Origin of the sequence: Lysinibacillus pakistanensis, assembly GCF_030123245.1 — a bacterium.
Lineage (GTDB): Bacteria > Bacillota > Bacilli > Bacillales_A > Planococcaceae > Lysinibacillus > Lysinibacillus pakistanensis.
The window spans coordinates 4,680,057-4,693,663 of the sequence record NZ_CP126101.1 but is presented as its reverse complement, the minus strand read 5'-3'; the positions used below and the strand labels follow the sequence as shown (position 1 = coordinate 4,693,663).

Here is a 13,607-nt window from a genome sequence, read left to right as displayed (position 1 = left end):
AGCCTCATTTCATTTTTATTTCACGACAAATGTGTTAACAACATTTAATAATTCGCTGGACAAATCAGTTAATACTTGTGCTTCTTCAGAAACTCTTTGTACGGTATTCAGTTGAGAAGAGGAAGTTTCAGCGACTGCTCGTGTATTATCTCTTGAACTCACAGAGAAATCTTCCATATCCTTTACAGCGGAGGTTACTTCCTCCATGCCGGCTGCCATTTCCTCTATTGTTGCGGATAGTTCTTGTATTTGTCCAGTAACATGGTGGATTGAAGTTAATATATGACTAAATGACTTCTCAGAATCATTGATCATGACTAAACCATTATCCACTTCCTCCACAGCACGCATCATCACGTTTACAGATGTATTTGTATCATGCTGAATATGTGAGATAAGTGTGGAAATTTCGCGAGCGGATGCCTCAGATTGCTCAGCAAGCTTGCGTACTTCGTCAGCTACAACAGCAAAGCCACTTCCAGCTTCTCCAGCACGTGCTGCTTCTATGGCTGCATTCAATGCCAGTAAATTTGTTTGGGAGGCAATACCAGTAATAATACCCACTATTTCTTCAATTTTTCCTGAATGTTCGCCAAGCATTTTTACGGATGCTGCTGATTGATTCACTGCTTTACTAATTGCATTCATTTGAGCCACAGATTTATTTGTCGAGTCATTTCCTTTTTCAGCTTCCTCAGATGCTTGAATGGAAGATTCCGATATTTTGTTGGAAGTCATGGCAATTCGTTGAATACCTATGCTCATTTCCTCAATGGTAATCGAGCTTTCTTTTGCTTTTTGGACTTGTAAATCAGCGCCCCCTGCAATCTCTTGCATCGATGAAGCTACACTATTGTATGAATCTGTTGCTTCTTGCATATTTGTAGATAGTACATTGGCAGTGTTCGAAACACGTGCTGAAACATTTGTAGTACTTTTAATAACTGCTTTCAAATTTTCAATCATGGAATTAAAGTTTTCTGTAAGAAGGCCCACTTCATCTGTTGATATCACAGGTAAGGGCTCTAGCTCTAAATTACCATCTGCCACTTTTTTAGATTGTAGGGAGAGATGTTGAATCGGTGTTAATTTTCTTTTTAAAACTGTATAAACAGCAATGGATGAACCAATTAAGAAAATTATTGTCACTAAAAGAATCCATGATACCTCTGTCATCGCCTTAGCCGTTACCATTGAAACATCATAGTCAATTGCATATGCGGCTAAAATTGTTCCGTTTTCATCCAAAATTGGTGTAAGGCCTGTTTTATAGCTACCATACTCATCTGAATAGATGCTCGTAGCGGTCGCTTCTTTTGTTTCAAAGACTTCTTTAATTCTCGCTAAAAAGTCATCTGATAAGCCCATAGCTATCATATCTTGGTTATACTCTGCCCCAAAATCCAGTACGCTTGAAGATAGAACCGGCGCGTTTATATTTTTTCCGTCGACTGTTATAAGGAATAGATTTGTGATAATATCCGAATGATCGTTTATAGCGTCCATTTCTTTTGTTAAACGAAGAACATCTGGATTGCTAGCATTAGGCTCCTTGATAACAGATTGCAATGTTTTTAGGTCTATTGACTTTGCTAAGATCATTCCTTTATCGAAAAGAGATTGATTCATATCTTTTAAATTACTATTCTTTACTATATAATAGGAAAGACCTAGATTGACTAATCCGAATAGTAGTAAAATACTTATTACAACAGTTGTTAATTTTCTACTGATGGACATGTTCTGTTTCTTACTTTTTTTCATGTTCTTCCTCCTATAATTATATACAAAACATATTTTAAGTAAAAAAATAGACATTCACAGCTGAGATGGTCAAAAGTAAATAGTAGAGAACATTACATTTGGCAGTCCTGATGTAATTTTCGTGGAAGATATGTATACCTTTTTATTAAAATATTTATGAATGGAAAATAATCCAAACATCCCCTAACATTAAACAACTATACTGCCAAAAAAAATGATTCACAACCCAAAAAACTTACTATTTCGACTTATGATCTTTAAAATAAAATTTTAAAAAACAGTATAATAGTACAAGGATATCTGTTTCGTGTTGATATTTTTATAAAAATTTATTAATTTTTAAATATTTAATTATAAGAAGTGACATTCATGAAGTTGTTTTTAGGAATTAAATTGTAGGTGAAAAACATCTTTTATTTTTTAAATTGGGTCTTTTCAATTACAAATATTATTATGATAGAAATAGGTGAAGCATATAGCCTATTTTTATATAAAATGCTTTCCATTAGTTTAAAATGAACTAGTAGAAAGCATTTTTATTTGATCTTGAGTTCCCTAAAATGCCAGACACTATTCCTGGTAAGCCCCGGAAATTAGGCTATTGTTCGCTATGATGTAGCTGAGGAGGGGATAGAGAGAATTATATCGAGGATAGAGGCTGTCCCTTATTTGATTGACCTCTACTGTCCCTATATTTAACAGGATTTCATCATCAGTTCTTCCTTCTGATTCAAAAATCTGTTATTGCCTTGATTAGTGCCAGTAGAGAGAGTACCCAAATTCTTTTATACCAGAATAAAATTGTTGATTAAAATCGTCGGGAGTAACATATACCAATGAAACACACCTTCTTTATTTTTATGCCTATATTCAAAATTCCACTAGTTTTTAGACGAGTATACTTAAAATTGAAATTGTTATAAAATATACTGATTTTCATTATAATAAGAAAAAAAGGGTGTTTGCATAATGGCAATTATCAAGATTAAGAAAATAATATTGCATAATTTACGAAATGTTCGTCATGGGGAGATTTCCATTGCAGTAAATTTCGAGTCATTTTTACAGGCCAATGTTGTAGGCTTATATGGACAGAATGGTTCAGGTAAAACAACGATTGTCGATGCCTTCAGTATATTGAAGGCACTAATTTCAGGCTGGATAGCAGAGGTGAAATTACCTGTACAAGAAAAACGCTTAGTGATGGCAGGAGAGGGTAAGGCTAGCATAGATTTTGAGTTTCTTGTGGAAAATCAGTTTGGTACATTTTTTGTCAATTATTATGTAGAGCTACAAGAGGATGAGCATCGACTATACACAGTACATGAACGACTTACGTACCGAGAAAATGACAAGGGTAAACGTACGAAGATATTAATTGCTGTTACAGATGATGATGTGCAGCTACGTAATGCTAAACTGACTGATTTGAATGAACAAGCACGTATTCAATTGCTAGTTGTACAGCAATTAGCTAGAAGACAATATATGTCATTTATTTTCCATAAAGATTTAAAGCCTCTATTACAAGAACAGCTTTCGGAGCTGGAGATGCAGCTTCTTCAAAATATAGCGATTGATTTTACTCAAGATTTTCATGTTATCAATAATCAAAATATCGCACCATTGTTTGAGGAGCGAATCATGCCCTTTAGTATCCATTTAGAGAGAACTAGAGGCTTAATACCATATGATTTAAAGGGACCAGCAGTATTGCCAGAAGAGACCTTCTATGTGTTATGTGAGGTTGTCGAACAAAGTAATCAAGTATTGTCAGCAATTATCCCAGGTCTGACCATAAAAATTAATGTTATTACGAAACAAATGATGGATAGTGGGGCAAAAGGGGTTCGTTTTGAATTTTTATCCAAGCGGGGAAAACGTGAATTACCGCTTCGTACGGAGTCAGAGGGGATATTAAAAATTATTTCTGTCCTTAGCTTGCTTATTGCGGTATACAACAATCCTAATGCATGTGTCGTTATTGATGAATTAGATTCTGGTGTTTTTGAATATTTGTTAGGTGAGTTGTTAACAGTGATAGATGAGGATGGAAAAGGTCAGCTTATCTTTACATCTCATAATTTACGTGTGTTAGAGGTGCTAGCCATTAAAAATTTATGGTTTACAACAACAAATGAAGATCACCGCTATATACAGCTAAAAGGAATAAAGGAAGTAAATAATGCTAGGGATGTCTACCTACGTGCTATCCAGCTTGGTGGTCAGGATGAGGAAGTTTATAAGGAAACAAAATCATTTAAAATGAAGCGTGCATTTAGAAAAGCAGGTGTGCAGCATGACTAAAAAAATTCTCCTAATTATTGTTGAGGGACAGACAGAGCAGATTATCTTAGAGGATTATTTAGATGAATATTTTGCAAACTCAATGATTCGCTTTGACGTTCAGCGTGAGGATATTTTGACAAAATGGGATGCCAATAAGCGTATCCCAAATATCAAAAATAGTGTTGTTAAAGTAATCCAGGGCTATTTAAATAAATATAAATTTTTAGCAAAGGATTTAACGGCTGTTGTTCATATCACAGATGCAGATGGCTGCTTTATTGCACCAGAATTTGTTAAGGTGAAGGAGGATATCGAGCAAAATTTGTTTTATACGGAGGATGCAATCTTAGTGAATTCGGATAAACGCAAAGAGCAAATTGAGCAACGTAATGAAATGAAAGCGAATAATGCTAGGATCTTAGTGGCGAATGACCACTTCAGCATTAACCGTTTAAAAGTACCCTATCAATTATTTTATTTTTCTACGAACTTAGAACATGTACTATGGAATGAGCGCAATGAAATTCCAACAGAAAAAGTGCATAAGACCGATGATTTTATGGAAAATCTCACTGGTACTATTGAGGAGTATTTAAGAGAATTTCTACCAGTTAGTCAAGAGCTGCCATATAGAGAAAAAATGAAAAAAAGCTGGGCATTTTTAATGGATGGCTGTCATTCATTGCAAAGAGGAACCAATGTCCCGTTGTTATTTGAAATGATTAAATCTGATGTACAATAAAAGTGCCCTCCAATGTTCAAGGAGGGCACTTTAAAATGTTACCAGTTGTTTGTGTGCACAGGTTAACGCTGTTGTTCATAGCTACGGATATGCCCTAAAATGGCAGGATCCTTAATTTTAGTATCTTCACTTAGTAGTAATAGCTTCGACATGATTTCGGCTGTACGAGGGTCATCATCCACCATTGGTAGGAAAATACGTCCACGATGCTGCGCTTGTACAGCGATTATTGGAATCATTGATCCACCCATTTGATGGACAACACCACTACCTAAATGTAGTGAATAGCTAGCAAGTTTACCTTCAATAAGAGCATGCTGTTTTTTCACTTCTACGTTTGTAAGTTTTAATAGCTTTGTTAATTCTTCCACAATCACACTACGCATTTCAACTGTAGAATGACTTGCCTCGGGATCTACACCACCAACATGCGCAACACTAACAACGAGATCGATATCTCGCATAATCTCAGAGAAAATTGCTGCAGGAATATCATCTAAGACTATGCTTTTGCCAGTTAAACGATTATAGAAATAAACACCCTCAATTGCAGGCGCTTCAATTTCTGCTGGGGTAAACCAATCTGCCTGTGCATATAACGAGGCCACAATATTTTCCTTATAATACACTTTACGAGGTCCTTCATCATAACTAATTTGCCAGCCTCTTGTTTTTAAAAGGGCTACCGTTTGAGATGGATTTACTTGGTGTCCTGCATAGCGCAATGATCTTTTTTGCCCTTTTTCATCTTCATTTATCACATATAGCTCACGGAGCACTTGCTTAAACGGTTGCTTTATTTTGTGCTCAAACATATAAGCCTGCCATTGACGCCATTGACCACTTTCAAGTAGGTGATATGGATGGGCAATTTTTAATGTTGTCGTTGGTGCAAGTGAAATGATGTCACCTGATAGTAGCCTTATGCCCTCTGCAGTGAGCATTCCTATATACACATCGCTTTTAAAGACAAGCTTTTGTAGAAGAGGAGCTAGGATCGGATGCTTTAATAAATTGATGAGCTCTTCAGCATGGAAGACTGTTTCTAACTCCATTGCCTGTTCAAGCGCTGGCCGTGCTCGTTTATATTGCTCCTTCAACTCTTTTCGTGCCTCTTGTAATGCAATGACCTGTGTATTTTTCTTCAATGCTGTTGGGATATTTTTAAGAAGTTTTCCATCCTTTGTCACGATAATTTCCACATCAGCATCATCTTTAATCTGCAAATGAGCCGTAATATGCTCGATTTGCTGTGCTTCAAATAAATGTTTCATTTCATGAAAGGCGGATAGCTCCATTCGCCATGTAAATCTTGTTGTTTCTCCATCACCAGCATTGCGTGCTAGATTTTCAAGTGCAATACTTGCTGCTCGTGCTTCGCTTGCACGACGTTGGGCTCCGAATTGCTTACTTTCCTTTAAAAATTGTTGAATAAACTGATAACGTATTAGAGCATCCTTTTCATCTGATTTCTTTAATGGGATAAGACCAAGTGCACGAAGCTTGTCTTTATTACGTTTATCTTGTATTTCTTTCATTAATGGCTTTGGACTGAGTTTTCCAATTGCAGTATCGGCATAAAGCTGTGCTCGACGATGATTTGCTCCTTCTGATGCATATTTTGCGGCATCATAAACAAGCTTGAAATTTTTTGCACCAATTGTTTGATAGGCACTTTGGAACCAACCTAAATCAAATGCACCATCTCGGAAATCGTCGGAAGTGATGCTTGAGAAGAGGGCAATTTGATCTTTAGCAAAATCCGATAAGTAGTCGGTTGTATGGGCGATAAAGTACCATGCAGATTCTTTTAAGCCTTCCCAGCCAATTACTTCACTAACTAGATCGATCCAATGCTGGTTATACATCATTGCTTCAATTAATCGCTCTTTTGAAATATCTGTTTTTTCCCATGCATCTTTTAACTGCTGTGCAGATTCCTCTTTTTTAGGATAGCAGTTTGCAAGAAGACGTGAGAAAACATCCTTTTTCGTTTCTGCCTGCCAAATATAGCCCCGAGCAAGCTTTTCTCCATCAAGTGCCTGTAAAATTTTAAAGAAATAATCAATACCTTCTATATAGGATATACTGCTTGCAAGCTTCGTTACGGCAGTAGGAATATCGCCGCGCTTAAGCTCAATTTCTAAAATTCGCTTGATTGCCTGCTCACGTATAGCAAGAAGAGTCGATAAATCTTCAAATGACTTTTGATACTTTTCGATTAATTTATTAGGTGCTATCAATACCTCAGAAGCTAATGTATTCGTGAAAATGGCCTCAAATAAATGATCCTGTGTGAATAAGCCTGCCTGAAGGGCATCTAAATATTGGAATAAGCTTAAATTATATACACTTGGGTTGTACTGTTCCTTTTGCATGCGCTTTGTTAATTCTTCGTTAATAGCGAGCATTTTGACATATTCGCCATACGTCGTATAGCCTGAGAAGCATCTATCAACAAAGGCATCGATTACATCTAAATCTACTATAGTGGAAGTCGAACGATAATAATAATACCCCTTATCTCTTACTTCGAGCTTCCACTGTTCAGGTGGTATTTGAGATAACAGCTGAAGCATTATACCAATTGCTTGCTCGAAAACATTGAACCCTTGTGAATGTTGTTCTAAAAGTTCGACTGCTTGTTTATGAAGCTCCTGCTCCCCAGACAAATTGTCTAAATCCTGTGAAAGCACAGTAAAAATTCGATCCAGTGTTTGCTCATGCTTTAACGCATTGAACTTAGCAATATATTCTTTAATTTGTGCATAGTTAAGGATTGGAGCGATAAGAGCGTGTGCTGCTTCGCTAATTTCGTGGACAGCAGGGTATTGAGACAGATTACTATAAAAGTTGAAATAAGCTAAATCCTCTGTGCTGAATTTTTCTTCTTTTATCCACTGTATGATTTCCTCAGGTATTGGATGGACGTCAAGACTAGCGTTTTTACTATTCTCTTTTTTGGAGGCTATAATGTTATAGTCTTGTCCTAAGGTTGTTGTCATTAGAGTATCATTCCACTGGTATGTCTCATACTCATAATGAGCATGAACATCAATTAATTGAATCAGTCGCTCAAGCTTTGCTAAAAGTTTATGAACATCATAGTCAAAAAATTTCTCAAGTGGCATTTGTGCCTGCAAATAAATTGGAATTAGCTGCTTCCATGCCTCTTCACCGTCTACCTTGATATCAATATTAGAAATGTTTTGGTATTGAATAGGCGGGTGTGGTGTATATAAGCCAAAGCCATTTTCCTCGTTATATTCTGGAATATCGCTTGTTAACAATTGATCTAAAAGCACTTGCTCTGTTGCAGTAACTTTTGGTAGCGTCTTGCATAAAGCTGTAATTTGTTCATTTGATAAGTGATATTCTTTTGAGGCTTCTAATAACAACTCAAGTCCACCAAGTCTTTTTAATTGCTTCTTGTCTTGTATAAGTCGCTCGGCACTTTGCAATATTTTCTCTTGTGACTGTAGCTTTAAGAGAGAAATAGCCTCTTTACGAAGTGAGCCAGATTTATTTGCTAAAAGATCCTCAATTTTTAAAATTTCATGATCAGTAGGTGTTAATAGCTGTATCTTTTTGAGCGCGAGGGAACGATTAATAGAGCTTCGGTCTCGTAAAGAGCTAAATAGAAAATCGCGCTTTCCTTGTGTAGAATTATCAAGGCAATAAATATTAAGAAGTCCAATTCTGCTAGTAGGTGAGTAGGCATCCGCATTCGCAATAATACGTTGAAATAATTCTTCATCTTGTAAATGATGGGCCAAAATAATTTGTGTTGAAATAATGTCCTCTAAAGATATGTGCGCATATACGAAAGATAGGGGTTTTCCTGCAATTGTTAGACCATCCTTTGAAACCTCACTCTTTGCCCATTCGAGCTGATTAAATAGCGGATATTCAATGTTTTGAAGCTGTGTATTTTCTTGCATGTACGTTTGTAAATCTTTAGACCAATCGTTATCCCTAGCATATTCACTGTTAATATAGTTATTTACATGGAGGAAATTCCCCCAAGCAAAAGTAAAGAGCTCAATATCCTTTGTTGTTAAAATAATATCTTTGACATATTGTGCAGTAAAGGAAGTTTTTCCTAAATTTTTTAAGAACGCAAGTGTTGTAAGCTGGACATGCTTTTGGCGTCCTAGCAACTCTGGCAAAACCATATCAAGCTGCATGTAATCTTTTGTAGAAATTGCCCAGAGTGCCACGTAAATATCTATTGTTCGTTCGCTTTGCAGTAATTCCTTAGTGAAATTGTCGTTTTCAATAGCTTGAATCGCTAATGACAAGACTTCCTCTGTAATCTTTTGATTTTCAAAGCTATTATAGCCAAGTCCCATCCAAGTATCGACAGCACGAATAACTGAGGAGAAGCGAGTTAGCTGGTGCTCTTGAATAAGCTTCATGATTGTAAGCTGTGCATCTAAGGTACCATGATCGATATTCTCAACAATAGCTTGACGTAGCCCCTCTTGCCTTGCTGCCGCAACTAATAGCTTTCCAAGTGCTTCATGCAGGCGACTATTGGTTGATTTAAAAATCCCTCGTATTAGTGGATAGCCAAAAAAGCTACTTTGATGTTCATCAAATAGGATATTTTCAATAGCTTCCTCAATAGCTGGGTTTTGTAATGATAGCTCCTCAGCAAGCAATTGCTCAAAAACATTAAATGGCATTACCTTTATATTCTCTTGCTTCATCACATAGGAGCTATAGTTAGGATATGTACCATGTTCATATTGACCGTGGTTCGTCAATAATTCCTGTAAATTGATTTCTTCAAATGTTAGCATTTCTTCAATTAATTGTAGACATTGAAAAAGGTGATCCTGTACTGGTTGTGCGGAACGAAACGATCTACGCAAAATACCAGTCTGAAACATTGCTGTATCATAACGTAATGCCAGCTTCTTAATATTTTGTGCTCGTTCCTGTGAAGAAAAGAGTGTTAGTACATCAATTAGTGGACCTGTAAATAGCTCCTCAAGTGTTGAGATTTTCAAATCAGCAATTTGCTGCTCAATATTATAATCACGTGTATCCATATATTGAAGCAATGCTGTAGCTATTGGTTGAATAGCCGATGGTGCGGTATCAATTTTACTTTGAAATTGTAGTTTTTGTTCATGAGAAAGTGTCATGGGATTCCTCCTTACCAAATTCGTCCTGCTAGCATCGTTAATTTTATAAAGGTAAAAACGTCATCTTCTTGAATTGTTAGTGGTGTTGTAAGTGAATTTAATTGCTCCTCATTTTGGACTACTAAAAACAGTTCATCTTCAAAAGCTTGAATCACTGTCGATTTAGCCTGTTCTAAAGACTGAACAGTGGCATTTTTTTTCTCACCAAAATGTATCTTGCCATGATGAACAGCATCCTCTAATAGTTCCTCAGTTAGATAAATATGAAGCGGTGTATCCAACGCCTTTTCGTTAAAATTCTGAACCTCCTGTGTGACGAGCTGTAGTAGTAAGTCTTTCAAGGTATGGACAGGCTCTTCAATTGTAAATGCAATCTTTTGAAGTTTACGCGACTTTTTTCCAATTGTTTTTTGCTGGTAAAATAAACGCAAACTAACACCTCCTTACAGTAATTTCATTATACAAGAGAGTAAATCATGAAAAGAATAAGGCATTTTACGCTAGTTATATAAAAAAAAGTGGGAAAAGTGTAACGAATTATTTGTTGTAACGACTTATTTCTGAGTGTAGAAAGTGGGGTGAAGCTTTGGATAAGAGTCTAGTAAAAATAGAACATTTGTACGATTCTTATTATCTAGATGTGTATCATTTTGCGCTTTATTATACAAATAGTAGAGAAGAGGCGGAGGATATTACACAGGAGACATTTTTCAAGGTGATGAAGCAGTTAGATAATTTAAGGGATATGGATAAAGTAAAAACCTGGATATTGTCAATTGCACGAAATACAGCAGTAGATATACATAGAAGGGAAAAAGTAAAGAGACTTTTAATAGAAAAACTTAGCTGGCAGCCGGTATTGAAAGAAGTATCAAAACCTCTGGAATTTATAGAGAAAAATGAGCAATGGCAAATAGTACAAGAGGCGTTAATGACATTAAAATCACATGATCGAACAATCATTATTTGCAGAATGCTAAAAGACTACACGATTCAGGAAACCGCTGAAATTTTGGGCATTTCGGAAGTGAAGGTACGGGTTGATTTTCATCGGGCAATGACAAGGCTTCGAAAAAAAGTAGGGAGGGACGATTGATGGAAGAACGTGATTATGAGTTATTTGACGCACTAAAAAAACGTCCTGATAAAGATCCAAATATAGATTTCTCAAAGCAATTGCGTCAGAGCCTTGAAAAAACTCCTATAAAGAAGATAAAACGATTTTCTATAGCGACAATATTAACTATTCCAGTGACACTGGCCGTTCTGTTATTTGTATTCAGAATTGGTACCGAGCAGTCATTCAATTTGAAAAACGCTGCATTGTTAACCATCAATCAGGAGAAAAATCTTTCAAATATATTGTTCATTTTCCTAATGTCTGCGCTCTCATTTTTTATATTGTTCGTTTATTTCAAGGGGCTTACGAGAGGAAAACTTGTTTACATGACATTCGCATTGTCTTTCCTGGCATGGGTTGGGAACCTAGTCTATGCAGAGAATCAAAACATCGATGAATCTATTGTTAAACCGAGCTATAGTGAATCCTACGATTATTCGATTAAGCAAGACAAAATAGATGAAATTCAACTGGAGCATGATAAGTAATTGATGAAAAGTACAATTGAAGGAGGTAGAAAATAATGAAAAATCCTTACGATTATTTAGTTAATGGAGTGGGTTTTATTTTTATAGATTTATTGTTTTTGGGAAAAGCTGATACTGATATATTACCAGATTTTATTGGCTATCTATCTTTTGCATACGGTATTCATCTGTTGCCGTCTTTTCATAACTTAAAGCCTTTATCGAAAAATTTTGCCATTATTTTAATGATAATGTCTTTTTTCGTAGAGCTAGATCGATGGCTAGGCTATAAGATACTAGGAGACATTGGGGTACAGTTTATGCAATTTTTATTCATAGTCTTTATGTATTTTGTTTTCCAATTATTATTGCACATTCATAAAAATAAGCCTCTAGAAGCTAAAACATTTAGAACATACCAGAAATTCATGGCATTTATGCTTTGCGGCTTTGTGATACAGGCATTTTCAATAAATTTAAATGCAAGTATGCGGGAAAATGTTCATTTTATAGGTTCTCTATTACAGTTGCTTTCCTTTTTCCTATTTTTAAATCTTTGTCGAACGTGTAATAAATATTATAAGAGAATCAAAGAAAACAAGGTACATTCGCAATAATAAGTGAATGCACTTTATTTTGTTTCAGGGAATCTGTTCTTACTGAGCAATGGCATCTTTTCCTTCCTTATTTCATAAGCTTTATAGGTATGATTTCATGACGCTTGAAGGAGGCAATGTCATTCAAATACATGTTGTACGAGCTGGGGAGTCTTTATGGGGGATTGCACAGGCGTATGGGACAACGGTTCAAAGTATAGTAGATGCCAATCAAATTCCAGAGCCAAATCGACTAGTCGTAGGGCAAGCTCTTGTTATTCCGATTATCGGAAGCTTTTATTATGTGCAGCCAGGAGATAGTTTATGGTCCATTGGTCAGCGCTTCGGTATTAATTATGCAACACTTGCACAGGTCAACAATATGAATCCAAACCAGCCGTTATCTGTTGGGGTGCGACTATATATTCCATCTTCACCTAAAACAAGAGCTGAAACTTTGGCATATTTGGAGCCGAGAGGAACATCTGTTAGCGAGCCATTATTGAGTCAGGCTAGAGAAGCAGGACCATTTTTAACGTATCTTGCTTTATTTAGCTATGAAGCAAGGCGGGATGGGACACTTAAAAAACCACCAAGTCAGGGTGTGACGCAAATTGCTAATGATACAGGAGCCTCCTTAGCAATGGTTATCTCAAATTTAGAGAATTTTAGCTTTAGCGGTGATTTAGCACGAGATATTTTTCAAAGTACAGCTGTACAGGATTTGCTTTTCGATAATATTCTTGAAGAAGCAAGGCGTTTAGGGAGCATTAAAGATATCCATTTTGATTTTGAAAATTTGCCAGGGGATCAACGTGAGGCGTATAACAATTTTTTAAGAAGAGCTGTAAGTAGATTCCATCCACAAGGGTACACAGTATCCACAGCACTTGCGCCAAAAACGAGTGCAAATGAGCGTGGTCCTTGGACAGAGGCACATGATTATAGAGCACATGGAGAAATTGTGGATTTTGTGATGTTAATGACCTATGAATGGGGATATTCTGCTGGTCCTCCTATGGCAGTATCTCCACTTCCTGAGGTAGAGGCAGTTGTTAAATATGCTATTAGTGAAATTCCTAGAAATAAAATTATCCTAGGACAAAATTTATATGGCTATGACTGGACACTGCCTTTTGTACAAGGAGGTCCTATTGCTGAAGCAGTTAGTCCACAAAGAGCTATTGAAATTGCTAAAAAATATAATGCAGCTATTCAGTATGATAGGAGAGCCCAAGCTCCTTTCTTTGAATACTATGACGAACAGGGCAGGGCACATGTTGTTTGGTTTGAAGATGCAAGATCCATTCAAGCCAAATTCGATTTAATAAAGCGATATAAACTTCGAGGAGTGGGTTATTGGAAACTAGGTTTACCATTCCCACAAAATTGGTTATTAATAGGCTCCAATTTCGATGTGGTGAAAAAATAACTATTCTATTTTCTTTTAAGCGGTAATATTCTGTAAATAGAGTT

Annotated in this window: 9 protein-coding genes; 6 read left to right on the top strand and 3 right to left on the bottom strand. The window is 36.2% G+C overall.

Features of this window, described 5'->3' with window-relative positions:
- Positions 1–15: 15 nt before the first annotated feature.
- A complete protein-coding gene (locus QNH24_RS23340) occupies positions 16–1,764 on the bottom strand; it encodes a methyl-accepting chemotaxis protein (RefSeq protein ID WP_283869771.1) in 1,749 nt (582 codons plus the stop codon).
- A gap of 969 nt (positions 1,765–2,733) precedes the next feature.
- Between QNH24_RS23340 and QNH24_RS23335 the strand changes: the two genes are divergently transcribed.
- Both QNH24_RS23335 and QNH24_RS23330 read left to right on the top strand, forming a co-directional pair.
- The gene (locus QNH24_RS23335; RefSeq protein WP_283869770.1) at positions 2,734–4,071 is read left to right on the top strand and encodes an AAA family ATPase; all 1,338 of its coding nucleotides are present in this window, start codon (positions 2,734–2,736) and stop codon (positions 4,069–4,071) included.
- Positions 4,064–4,795: a hypothetical protein gene (locus QNH24_RS23330; protein WP_283869769.1), complete on the top strand. Its 732-nt coding sequence runs from the start codon at positions 4,064–4,066 to the stop codon at positions 4,793–4,795. The genes QNH24_RS23335 and QNH24_RS23330 overlap by 8 nt, the downstream gene beginning before the upstream one ends.
- Positions 4,796–4,857: 62 nt before the next feature.
- Here QNH24_RS23330 and QNH24_RS23325 read toward each other — a convergent pair whose 3' ends face one another.
- Together QNH24_RS23325 and QNH24_RS23320 are read right to left on the bottom strand one after the other, a co-directional pair.
- A complete protein-coding gene (locus QNH24_RS23325; RefSeq protein WP_283869768.1) occupies positions 4,858–9,948 on the bottom strand; it encodes a DUF4132 domain-containing protein in 5,091 nt (1,696 codons plus the stop codon).
- An 11-nt stretch (positions 9,949–9,959) separates the two neighbouring features.
- A complete protein-coding gene (locus QNH24_RS23320; RefSeq protein ID WP_283869767.1) occupies positions 9,960–10,379 on the bottom strand; it encodes a hypothetical protein in 420 nt (139 codons plus the stop codon).
- Between the two features lie 155 nt (positions 10,380–10,534).
- Between QNH24_RS23320 and QNH24_RS23315 the strand changes: the two genes are divergently transcribed.
- The 4 genes from QNH24_RS23315 (at position 10,535) to QNH24_RS23300 (ending at position 13,563) form a co-directional block, all read left to right on the top strand.
- Entirely contained in the window at positions 10,535–11,044 is a 510-nt protein-coding gene (locus QNH24_RS23315; RefSeq protein ID WP_283869766.1) for an RNA polymerase sigma factor, read from the top strand.
- Positions 11,044–11,556, top strand: a complete 513-nt coding sequence (locus QNH24_RS23310; protein ID WP_283869765.1) for a hypothetical protein — start codon at positions 11,044–11,046, stop codon at positions 11,554–11,556. Before QNH24_RS23315 ends, QNH24_RS23310 begins: the two co-directional genes overlap by 1 nt.
- A 35-nt stretch (positions 11,557–11,591) precedes the next feature.
- Complete coding sequence (locus QNH24_RS23305; protein ID WP_283869764.1) at positions 11,592–12,152, top strand: hypothetical protein; 561 nt, start codon at positions 11,592–11,594, stop codon at positions 12,150–12,152.
- A 121-nt stretch (positions 12,153–12,273) separates the two neighbouring features.
- The gene (locus QNH24_RS23300; protein ID WP_283872926.1) at positions 12,274–13,563 is read left to right on the top strand and encodes a glycoside hydrolase family 18 protein; all 1,290 of its coding nucleotides are present in this window, start codon (positions 12,274–12,276) and stop codon (positions 13,561–13,563) included.
- The last annotated feature ends 44 nt before the right edge of the window (positions 13,564–13,607 follow it).